General features: G+C 63.0%; 15 protein-coding genes and 1 tRNA gene. 10 read left to right on the top strand and 6 right to left on the bottom strand.

Going from position 1 to position 18,597, the window contains the following annotated elements:
* On the top strand, positions 1-766 hold a 766-nt coding region (locus tag PARACOCCUSGL_RS0115400), incomplete at its 5' end, for a hypothetical protein (protein WP_010398402.1).
* A gap of 270 nt (positions 767-1,036) precedes the next feature.
* Here the strand turns inward: PARACOCCUSGL_RS0115400 and PARACOCCUSGL_RS0115395 are convergent.
* From PARACOCCUSGL_RS0115395 to PARACOCCUSGL_RS0115380, 4 genes are all read right to left on the bottom strand, one after another.
* Positions 1,037-1,124: transfer RNA gene (locus tag PARACOCCUSGL_RS0115395), tRNA-Ser, on the bottom strand.
* Between the two features lie 123 nt (positions 1,125-1,247).
* Positions 1,248-2,576 carry a HAMP domain-containing sensor histidine kinase gene (locus tag PARACOCCUSGL_RS0115390; protein WP_010398400.1) on the bottom strand — a complete coding sequence of 443 codons (1,329 nt, stop codon included), beginning with the start codon at positions 2,574-2,576 and terminating at the stop codon, positions 1,248-1,250.
* Entirely contained in the window at positions 2,576-3,238 is a 663-nt protein-coding gene (locus PARACOCCUSGL_RS0115385; RefSeq protein WP_010398398.1) for a response regulator transcription factor, read from the bottom strand. The genes PARACOCCUSGL_RS0115390 and PARACOCCUSGL_RS0115385 overlap by 1 nt, the downstream gene beginning before the upstream one ends.
* Positions 3,235-3,633: a PepSY domain-containing protein gene (locus tag PARACOCCUSGL_RS0115380; RefSeq protein ID WP_010398394.1), complete on the bottom strand. Its 399-nt coding sequence runs from the start codon at positions 3,631-3,633 to the stop codon at positions 3,235-3,237. The genes PARACOCCUSGL_RS0115385 and PARACOCCUSGL_RS0115380 overlap by 4 nt, the downstream gene beginning before the upstream one ends.
* 129 nt (positions 3,634-3,762) lie before the next feature.
* On the opposite strand from PARACOCCUSGL_RS0115380, the gene PARACOCCUSGL_RS0115375 reads away from it, so the two are divergent.
* The 7 genes from PARACOCCUSGL_RS0115375 (at position 3,763) to PARACOCCUSGL_RS0115345 (ending at position 13,461) form a co-directional block, all read left to right on the top strand.
* A complete protein-coding gene (locus PARACOCCUSGL_RS0115375) occupies positions 3,763-4,608 on the top strand; it encodes a hypothetical protein (RefSeq protein ID WP_010398390.1) in 846 nt (281 codons plus the stop codon).
* 222 nt (positions 4,609-4,830) lie between these two features.
* Complete coding sequence (locus PARACOCCUSGL_RS0115370; protein WP_010398387.1) at positions 4,831-6,351, top strand: glucan biosynthesis protein; 1,521 nt, start codon at positions 4,831-4,833, stop codon at positions 6,349-6,351.
* A gap of 5 nt (positions 6,352-6,356) precedes the next feature.
* A complete protein-coding gene (mdoH, locus tag PARACOCCUSGL_RS0115365) occupies positions 6,357-8,525 on the top strand; it encodes a glucans biosynthesis glucosyltransferase MdoH (protein WP_237701534.1) in 2,169 nt (722 codons plus the stop codon).
* Positions 8,522-9,655, top strand: a complete 1,134-nt coding sequence (locus tag PARACOCCUSGL_RS0115360) for an OpgC domain-containing protein (protein WP_040602208.1) — start codon at positions 8,522-8,524, stop codon at positions 9,653-9,655. The genes mdoH and PARACOCCUSGL_RS0115360 overlap by 4 nt, the downstream gene beginning before the upstream one ends.
* A 69-nt stretch (positions 9,656-9,724) precedes the next feature.
* The gene (locus PARACOCCUSGL_RS0115355; protein ID WP_029372400.1) at positions 9,725-11,398 is read left to right on the top strand and encodes a formate--tetrahydrofolate ligase; all 1,674 of its coding nucleotides are present in this window, start codon (positions 9,725-9,727) and stop codon (positions 11,396-11,398) included.
* Between the two features lie 3 nt (positions 11,399-11,401).
* Entirely contained in the window at positions 11,402-12,004 is a 603-nt protein-coding gene (locus PARACOCCUSGL_RS0115350) for a nicotinate-nucleotide adenylyltransferase (RefSeq protein WP_010398379.1), read from the top strand.
* Positions 12,004-13,461, top strand: coding sequence for a D-alanyl-D-alanine carboxypeptidase/D-alanyl-D-alanine-endopeptidase (locus PARACOCCUSGL_RS0115345; protein WP_010398376.1), 1,458 nt, complete (start codon positions 12,004-12,006; stop codon positions 13,459-13,461). The genes PARACOCCUSGL_RS0115350 and PARACOCCUSGL_RS0115345 overlap by 1 nt, the downstream gene beginning before the upstream one ends.
* 33 nt (positions 13,462-13,494) lie before the next feature.
* Here PARACOCCUSGL_RS0115345 and PARACOCCUSGL_RS0115340 read toward each other — a convergent pair whose 3' ends face one another.
* Positions 13,495-13,917, bottom strand: coding sequence for a tellurite resistance TerB family protein (locus tag PARACOCCUSGL_RS0115340; protein WP_010398374.1), 423 nt, complete (start codon positions 13,915-13,917; stop codon positions 13,495-13,497).
* An 89-nt stretch (positions 13,918-14,006) separates the two neighbouring features.
* Between PARACOCCUSGL_RS0115340 and PARACOCCUSGL_RS0115335 the strand changes: the two genes are divergently transcribed.
* A complete protein-coding gene (locus PARACOCCUSGL_RS0115335) occupies positions 14,007-15,599 on the top strand; it encodes a lysine--tRNA ligase (RefSeq protein WP_010398372.1) in 1,593 nt (530 codons plus the stop codon).
* 138 nt (positions 15,600-15,737) lie between these two features.
* Positions 15,738-18,032, top strand: coding sequence for a glycosyl hydrolase family 28-related protein (locus PARACOCCUSGL_RS0115330; protein ID WP_010398370.1), 2,295 nt, complete (start codon positions 15,738-15,740; stop codon positions 18,030-18,032).
* A gap of 38 nt (positions 18,033-18,070) precedes the next feature.
* Here the strand turns inward: PARACOCCUSGL_RS0115330 and PARACOCCUSGL_RS0115325 are convergent, their stop codons facing one another.
* Positions 18,071-18,556 carry a HugZ family protein gene (locus PARACOCCUSGL_RS0115325; RefSeq protein ID WP_029372397.1) on the bottom strand — a complete coding sequence of 162 codons (486 nt, stop codon included), beginning with the start codon at positions 18,554-18,556 and terminating at the stop codon, positions 18,071-18,073.
* Positions 18,557-18,597: the final 41 nt, after the last annotated feature.

The raw sequence follows: 18,597 nt of genomic DNA, 5'->3' as shown, positions 1-18,597 counted from the left end.
GGGTCACGTCTCGACGGAAATCAACAGGTTGAGCAACTCGAAGCACAAAGTGGTCGATTTTAATCGCACCTATGACCACGAGGCCGATTGGATCAAAAACGCCCTGCGCGAACACGGCACCCGACCCTTCAAGGCGATCATATGTGAAGCCGGCTTGGCGGCTTGCGCCGTGACGATGCAGCCCGACGATTGCTCTGATGGGCATCCGCTTTTTCGTGCAGCGACAAGTCGTGACGTGACTAGGACAGCGGATGAGATTGCCGATGCCCTGCATTTGTTGACCGCGGTGTCCAAGGAAGTCGACATCATTGATCCGTTTTTCGATCTTCGACCAACCGAGGGCAACTACCTTGCTCCGCTGACATCTCTGCTCGCACGCCTTGGCGGTGGGCCTTGGCCACCAAAGGCGATCAGAATTCATTTCCGAGATCACGGTTCTCGTCCCCCACCTGAGCTCCTCGCTCGAGACGGGTCCGCCAAAGTCAAAGGCTTGCTGCCACTCGGCTACAGCATTGAGCTCTTTGCATGGTCAGAGAGGCAGGGTGGTGAAGACTTTCACGACCGCTTCGTTCTGACAGACCTAGGCGGGATCATGATCGGTGCAGGCCTATCTGCGGACAGCCCTACGGAGTCCGCTGCGTTCACCCTTTTGAACTTTGACCACGCTCAGGTGCTTCGCAGCAGATTTGCAGACGGGTCAACGGCTTATGCTCGTGTCGGATCGGCTGTCCGCATCTTTGACGACGGCCGCACTGAGCTATTTTAATGGCGGTAGTTCGACCCCGGTTCCATCTCACCGAGCGCCCCTGGCGTCGAAGTGTTCAGGTTGGGAATCCGAAAAAGGCATGCGATCCAACGGGTTGCAAGAAATTCACCAAATCGGCGCAGTCATCAGGTCCGGAGAATATCGGCACAGAGAGAACCGTTTCGGCGGTTCCGCCCCGAGCTCGGTGTTCAGCCCTTCCCACATAACCCTCTAAAACAACGAGAAAATCCGGCCGTAGCCGGATCGGGAGAAAGCTTTAGCGAAGGCAAGTGGCGGATGGAGTGGGATTCGAACCCACGGAACCTTTCAGTTCGCTGGTTTTCAAGACCAGTGCCTTAAACCACTCGGCCATCCATCCGCTGCAAGCGCCTGGCGTCCTCTGACAGCCACCGGGGAAGGAGGCCGCTTGCGCCAAGCATCACAGAACCGACACAGACGGCGAAGTCAAGCGGTCCTGTGCTCTTATCCCACTCGTCTGCTGTCACGACCCTGCGACCACAATTCCAGGCAGCAGCAGACCCGCGCGCAGCCCGCCCAGTTCCGAACTGTCGAGCGTCAGTTTGCCGCCATGCAGCGCCGCAAGATCGGCGACGATGGCAAGGCCAAGACCGCTGCCGGGCGGGCCGGTTTCGTCAAGACGTGCGCCTCGGGTAAGGGCCAGCGCGTGATCCTCATCCGACATGCCGGGACCGTCGTCCTCGATCAGGATATGCAGCTGACCACCCTTGGGACGGGCCGAGATGCGCAGACAGGTCGAGGCCCATTTCACCGCGTTTTCGACCAGATTGCCGATCATTTCCTCAAGATCCTGCCGCTCACCTGCAAAAGCAGGGGCGGTCTCGGCCTGCGTTTCGACCTGCAGACCCGAATCACGGATCGGGCTGCGGAGCACCATCAGGATGTCGCCGATAACCGGGGCAACCGGGGTAAATTGTCCCAGCAGTCGCGGTGCGGCCGAACTGCGGGCACGGCGCAGGTGCCAGCCGATCTGGCGGTCCATGCGCGTGATCAACGCGTGGCCGGGATGATCGGGCGGCAGTGCGTTCCCAAGCGCAGCCAACGGCGTCTTTAACGAATGGGCCAGATTGCCGACATGTTCACGCGACCGGGCAAGCACGGCGCGGTTCTGTTCAAGCAGCGCGTTGATCTCGGCCGCGACGGGGCGCAACTCGGCCACAGCGGGCAGGGGCAGGGCCTCGGCTTGCCCCGCACGGATGCGCCGCAGGTCGCGGCCAAGCCGGTCAAGGCTGCGCAGCCCCGCCGCGACCTGCACCAGACTGGCAAGCGCAAGCACCAGCCCCAGAACGGCAAGCGAAATCCCAAGAGGCCGGCGAAGGCGGGACATCGCGGTGTCGATCTCGGCCCGGGGGGCGGTCACGGTCACAGCCAGGGTCGAAGTGGAATCGGGCAGGGTAAAAACATGGCGCGTGACCCTTAGCGGCTCGGCCGCCGGACCAAGGCCACGTCCCCCCTGAAAATCAGCCTCGGGCGGGTTCAGCACATTGTCAAACAACGAGGAGGACTTTGCCACCACCCTGCCATCCTGCGTCAACTGCCAGAACCAGCCTGACAGCGGCATCTGAAACCGCGGATCGGCGGGTTCGGGACCGGCGATCAACCGGCCGTCACCGTCAATGGCAGCGCCTGCGATCAGCGCATCGGCGACCGCTTCGGCTTCGGCATCGAAGCGGCCGGTGATGAAATCCTCAAGGATAGAGGCGATGACCAGATAACCCGCGATCAGCGCCACGCCAATCAGCAGCGCCGCCAGCCCGATCAGTCGTGCCCGTATCGAATCTCGGGGCAGCATCAGGCCCCGCCGCGCAGCACATAGCCTTCGCCGCGCCGGGTTTCGATCAGACCCTCGCCAATTTTGCGGCGCAGACGCCCGATGACCACCTCGATCGACTTGAAGTCTCGGTCGGCAGCGGAATCGTAAAGATGATCCGACAGCTCGCTGCGGCTGACCACGCGGTTCTGGTGGTGGATGAGATAGGAAAGGATGCGGGTTTCGAACGCCGTCAGTTTCAGCGCCAGCCCGTTTCGGGTGATGACGCCAAGCTGGGTATCAAGCTGAAGCGGCCCGGCCTTGATCACCGCCTGAGCATGGCCGGCCGCCCGACGCACAAGGGTCTGGGCCCGCAGCACGACCTCTTCCAGGCGGAAAGGTTTGACGGCGTAGTCATCAGCTCCGGCGCGAAAACCGGCGACCTTGTCGGTCCAGTCGCCGCGCGCGGTCAGGATCAGCACCGGCATGGTCACGCCCGTGTCGCGCCAGCGCGTCAGCACCTCGATTCCCGGCATCCCCGGCAGGCCCAGATCGAGAATCGCCAGATCATAGGTCTCGGTCGAGCCCAAAAACTCGCCCTTGGTGCCATCGGCGGCGATGTCAGAGGCAAAGCCGCCGTCGCGCATCGCCTCGGCAAGCTGACTGGACAAAAGAGGGTCGTCCTCGACGATCAGGCATTTCATCGGTCTTCGTCCTTCCGGCGGGCTTTGGTCAGACCCTTGCCCGCCACCTCAAGAAACTTGCCATCATGCGCGTCAAGCCTGACCACCAGTACATCTCGCGATGGGGTAAGCAGGCGCAGCTCATGCACCAGGACAACGCCGCGCGCGCGCTCATCCGGGCGGGGTGGCATCAGGCGCGCGGCGATCAGCCGGCCGCGAAAACGGCTCTGGACGATCTCGGCCGCGCGACGCAGGGGCAGGATGCGCAGATCGCGCTGGGTCAGGCTTTCGAACTCGGGGGCCCAATCCTCGGGCCAGGGGTGGCTGTCGTGCCCCTTGTGATTATCGGCCGACGCGGGCAGGGCCAGCGCCAGCGCGGTCAGACAGCCAAGGATCGGGATGCGCAAACGGTTCATCACACTAACCTAATGCACGAAATCCAAACGAAAGCCAAACGTGTCGTTGGCTTTTGGTTGGTTCGCGGCAGGCTATTGACCGATTCGTCAGGGGCCGATCAGGATGCCCCGCGAAGGAAGGAACCAGAGATGAGCAGAAAACTCTCGACCTCGATCGCAGTCTCCGCCCTGCTGGCAGTGCTGGCGGCGCCGGTGCTGGCGCAGGAGGCACAGCCCGCGCAGCCCCCCGCCGCCGAGGCGCAGGCGCCGGTCACGCTGCCCAAGGTCCTGCAGGACGCCGGGCTGACCGATGTGAAAAGCAAACGCGGCCCGCGTGGCAGCAGCCGCGTCGAGGGCAAGCTGGCCGATGGCACGCAGATCGACGCCATGCTCGACGACAAAGGCGAGCTGCGCGGCCTGCGCGCCCGGGGCGAGGCCGTTCTGCCCGAAACGCTGACCACCCAGCTTGTCCCCCAATCGGTGCGCGACAATGCCGTGTTCGGCGAGCTGGGCAAGCTCAAGGCCGTGTTCTCGGGCGAGCGAGGGGTAGCACTCGCGGGGCAGGATGACGAAGGCAACAAGATCCGCGCCGCTTTCGCCCAGGACGGCACCCTGCTGCGATTTGGCAGGGGCGAGGCGGAACGCGACAAGGGCTGGCACGGCAAGCGCCATCATCACCACTGGAAAGGCGGCCATGACCGTCACCGCGGCGATTGGGGGCCAGGTCCGCGTCACGGCCGCGGGGGACCAGAGGGCGACATGCCTCCGCCTCCGCCGCCCGCAGGTGACGCGCCCGAGCGTCAGGGCGCACTCTCGCCCGAGCAGATCAACCACGACGGCCTGCGCCGCGAACTTGCCTCGGCCGGCTACAGCCGCATCGGCGAAATCATGCAGGACGGGCCGCGACTCGCGGCACGCGCCGTCAACCCTGAGGGTGAGCCGGTAACGGTCGAGCTAAGCCCGAAAGGCGAAGTGATGCGGGAAATCAATCAATAGGCGGGATTTACCGTCGAGCAGGCCGCGCGGGTTATGCGCCCGCGCGGCTCATTTATCGGACGAATGCGATCAACTCTTGGCAAGAGCTTGCCTTTCGGCGCGAAAAGGCTTGCCTGATCGGCGCGGCAATGCGAAATCCGCTCGGAATTTCCGGGCCTTTCTGCCCGAAACTGGGGTTGGTCAATGCGTCGTCGAGAATTTGTTCTTTGTGCCGGTGCAGCTATGACGGCAGTCAACGCGCTGTCTTCCTCGCTGGGGGCGGCAGTCGCGCAAGAGCTGCCTGAAGAGGCGCAGGCAGCAGCCGAGCCCAAGCCCTTTGGCTTTGAGGATGTGGCAGAGATGGCCAGAGAGTTGGCCGCCAATCCGTACCAGCAACCGGGAACCGAGCTGGTCGGCAGTTTCGCCAATCTGAGTTATGACCAGTATCGCGGCATCCGCTTTCGCCGCGACCGCGATCCATGGGCCGGCAGCCGCGATTTCGCGCTGGACCTGTTGCCCCCGGGGGCGATCTACCGCGAGCCGGTCGATATCAATCTGGTCGACGAAGGCGTGGTGATTCCGCTGAAATTCGACCCGCACATGTTCGATTTCGACCCTGCGCAATTCCCCGATGGCGTCGATTACGAAACGATCGGCAGCATGGGCTGGTCGGGTTTCCGCCTGCGCGCGCCGCTGAACCGTCCCGATGTCATGGACGAGATCGCGGTCTTTCAGGGCGCAAGCTATTTCCGCGCAGTGTCGCGGGGCACGCTGTACGGCCTTTCTGCGCGCGGCCTTGCCATCGGCACTGGCAGCGCCGAAGGCGAGGAATTCCCGCTGTTTCGGGCGTTCTGGATCCACAAGCCCAGCGAACAGGACCGTTCGGTCCTGATCTACGCGCTGCTCGACAGCCGCTCGGTCTCGGGCGCTTACGAATTCCGCATCACTCCCGGTGCCGAGACGATCTTTGACACGCGCGTCGCATTGTTCCCGCGGCAAGAGATGCGCAATATCGGCATCGCGCCGCTGACCTCGATGTATTGGTTCGGCCCGACCGACCGTTCACGCGTCGACGATTACCGCACCGCCGTTCATGACAGCGACGGGCTGCAGATGCTGACAGGCGGCGAACAGCGGCTGTGGCGCGTGCTTTCCGGCCACGGCACGCTGCAAATCTCGGCCTTTATGGACCATGATCCGCTGGGCTTTGGCCTGGCGCAGCGGGCGCGCGACTTTGAATCCTATAAAGATGCCGAGGCGCGTTACGAAAAGCGCCCCTCGGCCTGGATCGCACCACAGGACAGCTGGGGCAAGGGCACCGTCACGCTGGTCGAAATTCCGGTCGATAACGAATTCAACGACAATGTCGTCGCGTTCTGGCAGCCATCGGACCCGCTGCTGGGCGGCAGTCGATATGACTTCAACTATATCCTGACATTCTCATCAGAAGTTCCTGATAGTGCACCAATTTCGCGGGTCGTCGAGACCATGTCGGGTCGGGCGGTGAACAATTCCAACGCCCGCTCGTATATCGTCGATTTCGACCTGGGCCTGTTTGGTGCCGAGGATCCTGTGCCGCAGATCCGCGCCTCGGCAGGGCGGATCGGGCACAGCTACCTGTTGCGACTGCCCGAACAGGGGCGGATGCGGCTGGCCTTTGAATACCTGCCCGAAGGGGCCAAATTCGCTGACCTTTCGGCAGTGCTGAACGGCCCTGGCGGGGCGCTTAGCGAAACCTGGATTGCCCGTTGGACCCGCGAGTGAGCGACGTGAGCAGCATATCAAGCCCGCCGGGATCGTCCCCGGCCAGCGAGATCCGCAACCTGCCGCTTTCCGCCGAAGAAAGCTGGGAAACACTTGGACTGTCGCAGTCCAGAGGCCCCGCAACCCCGCCCGAGGCTCCGCTGGAGATGCCCGAGCAGGACTTTCGCGCCCGCCCGCCACAAGGCCCAGACAGTGGCTGGCCCTCGCCAGGCACGATCCTTGCCCGACTGGTTGCCTTTGGCGGCGCGGCTGTGATCGCGTGGATCGGCTGGCGTCAGATGGTGCTGAGCTTTGGCGCCAACATGACCTGGCTGCAATCGGTGCTGCTGGTGCTTTTTGCACTGACCTTTACCTGGGTCGGGTTCTCGTTCACCTCGATGATCTCGGGGCTTTTCGCGCGGCCCTTGCGCACGCCCGAAGGGCCTAATGATGCAAAAATCGCCGTGATCATGCCGGTCTATCACGAAGACGCTGCAGCCACGGCGGGGCTGCTGGCTGCTCTGGCGCGGGATCTTTATCGCGTGGGTCTGGGCGAACGCGCCGAGATCTTCGTGCTGTCTGACAGCCGTGAGCCGGATTCCGTTTTAGAGGAAATGGCTGCAATCAGCCGTCTTCGCGATATTTCCCCGGTGCCGGTCTGGTATCGCCGTCGGCGCAGCAACAAGGGTCGCAAGGCCGGCAATGTGGGCGAATTCGTCAGTCGCTGGGGCGGGCGCTATGACCAGATGGTCGTGCTTGATGCCGATAGCATCGTGGGGGCCGAGACGATCCGGGCGCTGTCCGCGCGGATGAACGCCGATCCGGCCATCGGGCTTATCCAGACCATGCCGATGCTGGTCGGCGGCCAGACCATTTTTGCGCGGCTGACCCAGTTCGCCGGTCGCATCTATGGTCCCGCGATTGCCCGCGGGGTTGCGGCTTGGTCGGGCAACAGCGGCAATTTCTGGGGCCACAATGCCATGATCCGGGTCAGCGCCTTTGCGCAATGCTGCGGCCTGCCGGAACTGCCGGGCAAGCCACCATTTGGCGGCACCATCCTGAGCCATGACTTTGTCGAGGCCGCGCTGCTGCGCCGGGCGGGCTGGAAGGTACGGCTGGACCACGACCTGCGCCAGAGCTTTGAAGGCTGTCCGCCCACACTGCTGGACATGGCTGTGCGCGAACGTCGCTGGGCGCAGGGCAATCTGCAGCACGCCCGCCTGATCTTTTCGCGCGGCTTTGCCTGGATCAGCCGCGTGCATTTTGTCATCGGCATCCTCGGCTTTCTGATGTCGCCGATCTGGCTGGCGATGATCCTTGTCGGGCTGGCGCTGTCGGCCAATGTGCTGTTGTCGCGGCCGGATTATTTCCCGCAGACCTATCAGCTGTTCCCGACCTGGCCGACCTTTGACCCGGTACGGATGCTGTGGCTGTTCATCGCCGCCATGTCCTTTCTGCTGGTGCCGAAATTCATCGCCATCCTTCGCGCATGGCTACGGCCTTTGGCACGGAATTCGGGCGGCAATGTACGGCTTTTGGCCTCGGCCATTTTCGAGATCGTACTGTCCGCCCTGATCGCGCCAGTGCAGATGCTGATCCAGACCCGACAGATCCTTGAGATCCTGCGTGGCCGTGATTCCGGATGGGAGGCACAGGTCCGCGCGGGCCAGATGCCGCCTTGGGGGGTGGTGCTGCGCCGCCACGCCATCCATGTCATCACCGGCACCGCGACACTGGTGGTGCTGGCTTTCCTGGCCCCCTGGCAGCTGATCTGGCTGTCGCCGATTCTTGCCGGGCTGATCCTGTCGCCCATGACCTCGCGCTGGTCCGCCAGCCCGGTCTTTGGCCGCTGGGCACGTCGCCAAGGTCTGCTCGTCACCCCCGAAGAGCGAGAGGCGCCCGAGATGCTGACCGCCGCCCATGCGCTTGAGTTCCGCATCAGCGGCACTCTGCCACGAGAAGGGGGACTGACCCTTCTTGGGCGTAATCCGGCCCTGCGGTCGCGGATCATGGCGCTTTTGCCTGAAAACCCGGACAGCCCGGTCAAAGACCGTCTGAACGCCATCGCGGCCGAGGCCAAGATCGCCCATGCTACCTCGCAGGCCGAGGCGCTGAATTTCCTTAGCCCCGCCGAACAGCTGGCGCTGTTGGAAAGCCGGGCACTGATAGAAACATTCGCAAAGCTGCCGCAATGAGACGGATCCCCGCCCTTGATATGCTGCGCGGCTATGCGCTGGTCTGCATCATGCTGGATCATATGCCCATCGGCGTGCTGCGCAACGTGACGCTGACCAATTTCGCCGTCTTTGACGCAGCCGAGCTTTTCGTGCTGCTGTCGGGTTTCCTCGTCGGCCTGGTCTGGGTCAAGATCGAGGCACGTGAGGGGCGATGGGCGGCCCAGATCCGCTTTCTGCGTCGCGCCGCGCAGGTCTGGCTGGCGCTGATCGCCGGGGCGATCCTGCTGGCGCTGTTCTCGGCTTTGCTCTTCAAGCTGCAGATGAACCATACAGCAGTATGGTTCCAGTATGCGCGCTGGATCTTTGAACATCCCATCGGCTATGTCGCCACCGTCGCGCTGATGTGGATGCAGCCGAACCTGCTGGATGTGCTGGCGCTTTACGTGCTGCTGATCGCAACCGTACCGGTTACCGTGCCATTCCTGCTGCGCTGGCCCTTTCCTGCCATGGCCGTGTCGGTCGCGGTCTGGCTGTTTGCCGAACCGTTGAACGCGCTGATTCCAAACCAGCGGCCGGGGCCGGGGCTGCTTTTCAACCCCTTTGGCTGGCAGATGCTGTTCTTTTCCGGCATCGCTATGGGGGCATTCCGTGACCGCATCATGCCGGTGCTGCGCCGCCATTCGGCGATCCTGACCACGATCTCGGTCGCGATCCTGCTTTTCAGCCTGACCATTGTCATCAGCTGGAAGATAGGCGCCCCGGCAAAGCCGATTACCGAGACCCTGCGCCAGGTCACTGGCAAGATCGACAAATGGTCGTTGGATTTCATGCGCTTCATCGCCATTCTTGCTGCAAGCTGGGTGGTGGCTGTGCCGCTGGCGCGGCCCTTTGCCTGGCTTGCCGCTACCCGTTTTGGCGAAGTGCTGGCCGAAATCGGGCGTGGCGGGCTTTATTCTTTTGTCGTCTGCGTCATGCTGTCGATCTGGGGCGACGCGCTTGACATGACCGTGCCGCCCGGTCCGGCCAATATCTGGTTGCGTCTGGCCATTGATCTGTGGCTGATCACCGCTTTCTGGGCCCTTGCTGCTGTCTGGATGCGGCGCGGGAAATGGCTGCCACGCTTGCGGTCACAGCCGGGCTTGCGCTAGGGGCTGAGATCATGGCGGGGCTTGCCTTGGCCCGCGCAAGCCGCTCAACTGTCCGCCTCAAACCAGGGAGTGATGATGAAGTCGGATATCCAGATCGCCCGCGAGGCGCGCAAACTGCCGATCGCGCAGATCGCCGCCAAACTGGGGCTGAGCGAGGCCGATTTCCTGCCCTATGGTCATGACAAGGCCAAGATCACCCATGACTGTATCGCGGGGCTCGGGGGCAGGCCACAGGGCCGGCTGATTCTTGTCACCGCCATCAACCCGACGCCTGCGGGCGAGGGCAAGACCACCACTACCGTTGGTCTGGGCGATGCCCTGAACCGGATCGGCAAGCGGGCGACCATCTGCATCCGCGAGGCCTCACTGGGGCCGAATTTCGGGATGAAGGGCGGTGCCGCCGGTGGCGGGCGTGCGCAGGTCGTGCCGATGGAGGACATGAACCTGCACTTCACCGGCGATTTCCACGCCATTACCACCGCGCACAATCTGCTGGCCGCGATGATCGACAACCACATTCATTGGGGCAATGCGCTGCGCATCGACCCGCGCCGGGTAACATGGCGGCGGGTGATGGACATGAACGACCGGGTGTTGCGGCAAGTAGTGGTGGCACTTGGCGGCCCGGCGAACGGCGTGCCGCGCGAATGCGGCTTTGACATTACCGTCGCCTCTGAGGTGATGGCGATCCTGTGCCTCGCCTCGGATCTGGCCGATTTGCAAGAGCGTCTTGGCCGCATCATCATCGGCCAGACCTTCGACCGCCAGCCAGTGACGGCACGCGATCTGGGGGCCGATGGGGCGATGACCGTCCTGCTGCGCGACGCGCTGCAACCCAACCTTGTCCAGACCATCGAGAACAACCCGGCGCTGGTTCATGGCGGGCCCTTTGCCAATATCGCCCATGGCTGCAACTCGGTCATGGCGACGCGCACGGCGTTGGCGCTGTCAGATTACGTTGTGACCGAAGCGGGGTTCGGCGCCGATCTGGGGGCCGAAAAGTTTCTTGACATCAAATGCCGTCTGGCGGGGCTGCGCCCCGATGCGGCGGTGCTGGTGGCAACGGTGCGCGCGCTCAAGATGAACGGAGGGGTGGCGCGCGCCGATCTGGGGGCCGAAAACGTCGCCGCCCTGCGCACGGGCTGTGCCAACCTTGGCCGCCATATCGAGAACCTGCGCCAATTCGGCTTGCCGGTGGTGGTGGCGATAAACCATTTCGCCACGGACACTCAGGCCGAGATCGGGGCATTGACCGCCTATTGCCGTGGTCATGGCGTGCAGGCGGTGCTGTGCCGTCACTGGGCCGAAGGCGGCAAAGGGGCCGAGGATCTGGCCCGCACCGTGGTCGATCTGGCCGAAGGTGGCGCAGATTTCGCCCCGATCTATCCTGACGGGATGCCTCTGGCCGAAAAGATCCAGACCATCTGCCGCCGCATATATCGCGCCGATCATGTCGACTTCGCCCCCCATATCCTTGAACGCCTTGCCGAATGGGAGGCAGCGGGCCACGGCAATCTGCCTGTCTGCATGGCCAAGACGCAGTATTCCTTTTCCGCGGATCCCCATGCGCTTGGTGCGCCCGAGGGGTTCTCGGTCCCGGTGCGCGAGGTGCGGCTTTCGGCCGGCGCGGGCTTTGTGGTGGCGATCTGCGGCGATATCATGACTATGCCTGGCCTGCCGCGCGAACCGGCGGCGCTGCGCGTGGGGCTGGATGCCGACGGTCACGTGCAGGGCCTGTTCTAGACGATGCGCGCAGGTCTTCCCGTCGCCCGGCCCGGCATGACGGTCGGGCTGCTGGGCGGGTCCTTTGATCCCGCACATGAGGGTCACGTCCACATCACCGAAGAGGCGCTGCGGCGCTTTGGTCTCGACCGGATCTGGTGGCTGGTCAGCCCGGGCAATCCGCTTAAGGCGCATGGCCCCGCACCTCTGGCCGAGCGGATCGCTGGCGCGAGGAGGATCATGCAGCACCCGCGTGTCGAAATCACCGGGATCGAGGCACAGCTTGGTACCCGCATGACCGCCGACACCATCGCGGCGCTGCAGCGGCTTTATCCCGGCGTACGCTTTGTCTGGCTGATGGGTGCTGACAATCTGGTGCAATTCGACCGCTGGGACCGCTGGCAAGAGATCGCCGCGCGCGTGCCCATTGGCGTTGTAGCCCGGCCGGGCTGGAGGATGCCCGCCCGCTTTTCCCGTGCGGCGCGCCTGATGTGGCGCGCACGTCTGCCCGGGTTGCGTGCGCGGCAGCTGGCACGCTCTGGGACTCCGGCATGGGTGATGATAAACCTGCCGCTGAACAAGCTGAGCTCCAGCGCCATTCGGGCGCGGCGGCCGAAAGGAAACTGATGAACCGATTGTCGCGGCGTGGCTTCATGGCAGGCCTCGGGCTGTTGGCCCTGACGCCCCGCATGGCTGTGGCGCAACAGCCGCCTGCTCCCCGGCCCTCGCACCTTGGGCCTGAAAAGCTGATCACCGAGGCCAAGCTGGGCGGGGTGGTGGCCTTTGCGGTGATCGACCCCATCTCGGGGCAGGTCCTGGCTGAACGTCAGGCAGATCAGCCCATGGCCCCGGCAAGCACGCTGAAGGCGGTGACGGCGCTTTATGCCCTTGACCGGCTGGGCGAGGGGCACCGTTTCCCAACCCGCGTGATCCGCGCCGGAAATACGCTGATCCTCGCAGGTGGCGGAGATCCGGTGCTTGATACCGATGCACTGGATGAACTTGCTGCTGCTGCGGTGGCTGATGAAAAGGCAGCGGGGCGCACGCCGCCGACCACCTTTGCTGTCTGGGGCGGGGCGCTGCCACGTATCGAGCGGCTGGACCCGGCGCAGGATGTCCATCTGCCCTATAATCCGTCGATTTCCGGGATGATCCTGAACTTTAACCGCGTTCATCTGGACTGGCGGCGCGGTGAAAAGGGCTATCGGCTGTCGCTTGAGGCACGGGGCCGCAAACTGTCGCCCCGCGCCTATACCACTGCAATCACAACGGTCGACCGATCCCTGCCGCTGTTTACCTATGACGCCGACAAGCTGGAGAGCTGGACTATCGCGCGGCGCAGCCTGGGCCGCTCGGGCAGCCGCTGGCTGCCGGTTCGCCGCCCCGAGCTTTATGCCGGGGACGTGTTCCAGACGCTTTGCCGCGCGCGGGGGCTGGCTTTGCCTAATCCCGAGGTGATCGAGATCCTGCCCGAAGGGGTTGAGATCGCCCGTCACGAAAGCCCTCCTCTGCATCAGATCGTGCAGGATATGCTGGAATATTCCACCAACCTGACAGCCGAGGTGATTGGTCTTGCTGCGAGCCGCGCAGGCGATGCGCCAAGTTCGGCCCATGCTATGGCGGACTGGCTACGCGGTCAGGGGATCAACAGCGAGTTTGCCTTTCACGACCATTCGGGCCTGTCGCCCCTAAACCGGGTCAATGCCCGCATGCTTGCCGCGCTGATGGCCGGGCCGGGCCAGTCGCGCAACCTGCGCCGGCTGATGAAGCTGATCCCGCTGCGGGATGCGCAGGGCAAACGCAAGGAAAGCGACATTCGTGTCGAGGCCAAGACCGGGACACTGAACTTTGTCTCGAACCTTGCTGGCTATGCACAGCCGGCAGAGGGGCGGGCACTGGCCTTTGCCATCCTGACCGGAGACGAGCCGCGTCGCGCCGCGACCGAGGGGCAAGAACTGCCCGAGGGCGTGCAGGGCTGGACAAAACGCTCAAAGGCGCTGCAGCAGGCGCTGATCGAGGATTGGCTGGCTGAATTCGCCGCCTCGGCCCCAATCGCCGCGACGCCCGACGGGGTCAATCTCTAAACGGGATTAAAAACAAGATATAAGGCGCTGATATTAAAGAACCCTGTGGCGGGCGCGGGCGGCAAGCTCAATTGCCGCGGCGTGCAGGCGGTCGATGTCGAACTGGTCCCGGATCTCGGCCAGCATCTCGGCTTCGATCTCGCCCAGACGGCCGTCCGAGGCAGCCACGTCGCAGGCCAGCACATAGGCGGTGTCGAACATCTTTTCCGGCAGCGCCTGACGAACGAGGCCGAAAAGGGCGTCAAGCCCGTCCTCTTCTTCGAACAGTGTCACGACAGTCTGGGATACGGCCCGGACCCGGTCGATGTCGTAATCGGCAAAGACCGGGGTGTGGTTCACCGCGCGCTCAATGGCGACCAGCTCAGCCGTGCGGGGGTTCTGATCCGAGGCCGAGACTGCCACCATGACCGCAACCAGCGCGTCGCAGGGCGAGAAAGAGGGCAGAGTGTCAGGCATCACTTCTCTCCGTCGGTTTGCGGGCGTAATTATTGACCAATCCGCCTCATTTCAATACGGGGAAAAGCCTGTGAAATGGAGAACTCCCGATGACCGCCCTGCGTGATGCCGCGATGAAATCCAAAGCCTGGCCCTTTGAAGAGGCCCGCCGCGTGCTGAAACGCTATGAAAAGAAGGATCCCGAAAAGGGTTACGTGCTGTTCCAGACCGGCTATGGCCCCTCGGGTTTGCCCCATATCGGCACCTTTGGCGAGGTGGCGCGCACGACGATGATCCGTCGCGCCTTTGAGATCATCTCGGATATTCCGACACGGCTTTTCTGTTTTTCGGACGACATGGACGGCATGCGCAAAGTGCCCGACAACGTGCCGAACACCGACATGCTGCGCCAGCACCTGCAAAAGCCGCTGACCTCGGTGCCCGATCCCTTTGGCGAATACGACAGCTTTGGCGCCCATAACAACGCCATGCTGCGCCGGTTTCTTGACACTTTCGGCTTTGAGTATGAGTTCATCAGCGCCACCGGGTTTTACAAATCGGGGCAGTTCGATGCGACCCTGCTGAAAGCGGCCGAGAAATACGACGCGATCATGGAGGTCATGCTTGCCTCGCTGCGCGAAGAGCGCCAGCAAACCTATTCCTGCTTCCTGCCGATCAGCCCCAAATCGGGTCGGGTGCTGTATGTGCCGATCAAGCATGTCGATGCCAAGGGCGGCACCATCACCTTTGACGACGAGGATGGCGACGAACTGACGCTGCCCATCACCGGCGGTCATGTGAAATTGCAGTGGAAGCCGGACTTCGGTGCCCGCTGGGCCGCGCTTGACGTCGATTTCGAGATGTATGGCAAAGACCACTCGACCAACACACCGATCTACGACAGCATTTGCGAGATCCTGGGCGGGCGTAAGCCAGAGCATTTCACCTATGAGCTGTTCCTTGACCAGCACGGGCAAAAGATCAGCAAATCCAAAGGGAACGGCCTGTCGATCGACGAATGGCTGACCTATGCGGCGACCGAAAGCCTGTCCTACTTCATGTATCAGAAGCCCAAGACGGCAAAGCGGATGTATTTCGACGTGATCCCCAAGGCGGTGGACGAATATCATCAGCAGCTGCGGGCCTATCCCGATCAAACGCTGGATCAGCAGCTGGCCAACCCGGTCTGGCACATCCATGGCGGCAATGTGCCTCAATCGAGCATGGTCGTGCCGTTCCAGATGCTGCTGAACCTGGCCTCGGTCGCGGGGGCAAAGGACAAGCACGGGCTTTGGGGCTTTATCCGCCGCTATGCGCCCGAGGCCAGCCCCGAGACGCATCCGGCGCTGGACCAGGCTGCCGAATTCGCAGTTCGCTATTTTAACGACTTTGTCGCGCCGGCCCGTGTTTACCGGGCGCCGACCGAAGTCGAGCGTCGCGCGCTTGAGGATCTGGCCGGCCGACTGGCAAGCTGGGATCAGCCAGTCGATGCCGAAGCGTTGCAAACCATGGTCTTTGCCATCGGCCGCGAGCATGGGTTCGAGCCGATGCGGGACTGGTTCCAGGCGCTTTATCAGGTCCTGCTGGGTGCCGATCAGGGGCCACGTTTCGGCGGTTTCATTGCGCTTTACGGCGTCAATGAAACCCGCGCGCTGATCGAGCGCGCCCTGGCCGGAGAGCTGACGGACGGTCCGGCCGCCTGATTCAGCCAGACACTGATGTTGCGCGCGGCCCTGTTGCCGCGCGCGCATGGTTAACGACTGGTTAACGCGGCATTGCCAAATTCCAGCCAGACCGCGCGGGCAAACGCCTCGCAAGTTCTGGAACAGGAGAGAATTGGCATGACCTTTGCGATCATCGGAAACCAGTCGCTGATGCCGCGCGCATTTCGGCAGGGGTTGAATCTGTGGTCCCGGACCGATGGCCGGCCGGGGTCGCCGACCTGGGCGGGGGCCGCAAACGCCGCCATCGTCCCTGCTGACGAAGATTTCGGCAGTTGTCTTGAGATCCTTAAGCAAGACACCGAAACCCGCATCCGCTACATGAAACGCACCCCGATCAATCCGGGCAGCTATTTGCGCATCTCGGCCCGGGTCAAGGCAATCGCGGGGAACCTGCCGCAGGTGCGTATTGCGGGCTTTGCCGGCAATGCCGCGGGAAACAATGTCGGCGGCGTGTCTCAGACCGGCCCGGCTGTTACGCTGCCGGGCTATGGCGAGGTCGTCGAGATCGCAGCCATCGTCGGCACCGGCCAACGCGAGGGCGTGGACATGCCCTGGGGGCGCAACGCCACTTTTGGCCATTTTGGTCTGGACCTGATCGGCGACAATAACGGCTCGATCCGTATTGAAAGCATCGTGATCGAGGATGTCACTGCCGCTTTTGTGCCGGGTATGCTTGACTGGGTCGATGTGCGCGATTTCGGCGCCGTGGGCGATGGCAAGACGAACGACCGCGCCGCGTTCCTTGCAGCCGATCAGGCCGCCGCAGGAAGGCAGGTCCTCGTGCCCGAAGGGAGCTATTTTATCGGCTCGGATCTTAGCCTGACCTCTCCCACCCGTTTCGTCGGCACCCTGCGTATGCCGCGCAGCGCGCGTCTGGCATTGCTGCGCAGCTTTGACTATCCGACCTATGCAGCGGCTTTCGGCGATGAAACCGAGGGGCTGAGGCGCGCGCTACAGGCGCTGTTCGGCTATACTGACCATTCTGTGCTGGATCTGTGCGGCCGTAACGTGAACCTGACCGCGCCGATCACCTTGGCCGATGCCGCGCCGGGCCTGACCAGCTTTTCCAACCGCCGGGTGATCTCGAACGGGCAGATCAGCATCGTGCCCGGCCCGGCATGGGACAGCCGGACGGTGACTTCAACCGCGACCTTTAACCCGGCCCGGTCGCTGAACCTGACTGCCGTCGCCAATGTCGCGAATATCGAGATCGGCTCTCGCATCATCGGGAGCGGTGTCGGGCGCGAGGTCTATGTGCTGGACAAGAACGTGGCCGCAGGCACGCTGACCCTTTCACAGCCGCTTTATGGCGGGGCGGGGACGCGCAACTATACCTTTGTGCGCTACCGCTATGCGCTCGACTTTTCGGATATGGAGCATCTCAGCCGACTGAATTTCGACGATATCGAATTCCTGCTCGACGGAAATGCAAGCGGCGTCATGCTGGCAAAAAGTGGTTCGCTGAACTGTTTCCGCGACTGCTATTTCACCCGGCCCAAGGATCGCGGCATCACCTCGATCGGGTCATCCTGTCAAGGTATGCTGGTTGACCGCTGTGAGTTTCTGTCAAACGAGATGGGCGATCTGGCGCAGAACCGTTCGACCATTGCACTGAACGTCAACAACAACGACACCAAGATCCGTCACAGCCGCTTTATTCGCTTTGCGCATTTTGCGGTGATGAACGGGGGCGGCCATATCATCGAGGGCAACCATTGGTTTCAGGGTGACAACGCCCAGAACGGCCTGCGTTTTGGCGGGCTGGTGCTAACGCAGACCAACGCGCAGACTACGGTGACCGGCAACTATATCGACAACTGCTCGATCGAGTGGACGAATGAGCACGACCCCAGTCCGAAGTTTGAGGGGGATGAATATTCATTCGGCGGCCTGACCATAACCGGCAACACCTTTCTTGCCTCGAACACGACCGAGGGTTTTAACTGGCTGGTCGTCAAACCTTATGGTGCGGGGCATTTCATCCACGGCCTTGCCGTGATGGGCAATGTGTTCAAGTCGCTGTACAATAAGGTCAACCGTATCGACAGCGTCGATACCAGTTTCGCCGACCTTAACTATCAGCGCATGCGCAACATCCAGTTTCAGGGTAACATGTTCAACGGCGTGAACACCTATGTTGCGAACCCGGTCGATGTCGCCTTTACCCAAGGGACGGCTTCAAACCGTTGGGTGATTACGGTGGATACGGCGTTGCCCTTTAACGGATGGGTGCGCAACGTTCAGTCGGTCGTGGCGACCAGCCAGATCACCAATGCCGCGAACAAGCCTGTTTTCGAAATGCCATGGGTGCAGTCCGCACTGGGATCGACCCGCCGGCAGGTGGCGTTGCATTGGAGCACAGCGGCCCGTGGATCGGTCAGCCTGCGTCTGCGCATGGACAACCCGGACTGACCGTCACCCTGCGCGACCACCGTACTTTCCCCGGCGGATCACTCTGCCGGGGGGTTCAGCATGTCTGATGGCAGCAGGCGGAAAGCCTGACAAACCCCGCCATTCAGCAGACCCGAGACCGGCTCGATCCGCCAGAAGCGAAAGTCTGGCAGGTCGAAATAGACCTTGGCCTTGGGGTCACGGGTAAGCCAGCGCGCACGACGCTCTGTATCCGCAGGGGCGGGAACGGCGCGGCCAAGGATCGACAGTCGCGCGTGGGTCATGGCATCACCCTTGGCGACATCGGCCACGATCAACAGACCGGCACGCGGATCCGCAGCCAGCGCCCGCGTATGCGCCGCAAGCCCGGACAAAAGCGCAAGCGGCGCACCATCGGCATCGGTCTGCAAGGCGATGCGGGTAACAAGCGGCACTCCCGTTTCAGGGTCAATCGTACCAAGGCTGGCATGCCGCGCCTGAGCCAGCAACTGCCGGGCAAGGTCGCGGGCCTCATCGGTGGTTTCGCGAATCGGATCCTTTTTCATGGCGGCATGCTGCGCCAGGCGCCACCCCGGCAGCAACCTGA

The organism is Paracoccus sp. TRP (genome assembly GCF_000185925.1).
Lineage (GTDB): Bacteria > Pseudomonadota > Alphaproteobacteria > Rhodobacterales > Rhodobacteraceae > Paracoccus > Paracoccus kondratievae.
The sequence above is the reverse complement of the archived record's forward strand: the minus strand, read 5'-3'. Positions and strand labels throughout refer to the sequence as shown.

Bases quoted from the DNA above. Each gene is read 5' to 3' on its own strand.
- PARACOCCUSGL_RS0115390 (WP_010398400.1), bottom strand. From the start codon at position 2,576: ATGCTGCCCCGAGATTCGATACGGGCACGACTGATCGGGCTGGCGGCG.
- PARACOCCUSGL_RS0115385 (WP_010398398.1), bottom strand. From the start codon at position 3,238: ATGAAATGCCTGATCGTCGAGGACGACCCTCTTTTGTCCAGTCAGCTT.
- PARACOCCUSGL_RS0115380 (WP_010398394.1), bottom strand. From the start codon at position 3,633: ATGAACCGTTTGCGCATCCCGATCCTTGGCTGTCTGACCGCGCTGGCG.
- PARACOCCUSGL_RS0115375 (WP_010398390.1), top strand. From the start codon at position 3,763: ATGAGCAGAAAACTCTCGACCTCGATCGCAGTCTCCGCCCTGCTGGCA.
- PARACOCCUSGL_RS0115370 (WP_010398387.1), top strand. From the start codon at position 4,831: ATGACGGCAGTCAACGCGCTGTCTTCCTCGCTGGGGGCGGCAGTCGCG.
- PARACOCCUSGL_RS0115360 (WP_040602208.1), top strand. From the start codon at position 8,522: ATGAGACGGATCCCCGCCCTTGATATGCTGCGCGGCTATGCGCTGGTC.
- PARACOCCUSGL_RS0115350 (WP_010398379.1), top strand. From the start codon at position 11,402: ATGCGCGCAGGTCTTCCCGTCGCCCGGCCCGGCATGACGGTCGGGCTG.
- PARACOCCUSGL_RS0115345 (WP_010398376.1), top strand. From the start codon at position 12,004: ATGAACCGATTGTCGCGGCGTGGCTTCATGGCAGGCCTCGGGCTGTTG.
- PARACOCCUSGL_RS0115340 (WP_010398374.1), bottom strand. From the start codon at position 13,917: ATGCCTGACACTCTGCCCTCTTTCTCGCCCTGCGACGCGCTGGTTGCG.
- PARACOCCUSGL_RS0115335 (WP_010398372.1), top strand. From the start codon at position 14,007: ATGACCGCCCTGCGTGATGCCGCGATGAAATCCAAAGCCTGGCCCTTT.
- PARACOCCUSGL_RS0115330 (WP_010398370.1), top strand. From the start codon at position 15,738: ATGACCTTTGCGATCATCGGAAACCAGTCGCTGATGCCGCGCGCATTT.
- PARACOCCUSGL_RS0115325 (WP_029372397.1), bottom strand. From the start codon at position 18,556: ATGAAAAAGGATCCGATTCGCGAAACCACCGATGAGGCCCGCGACCTT.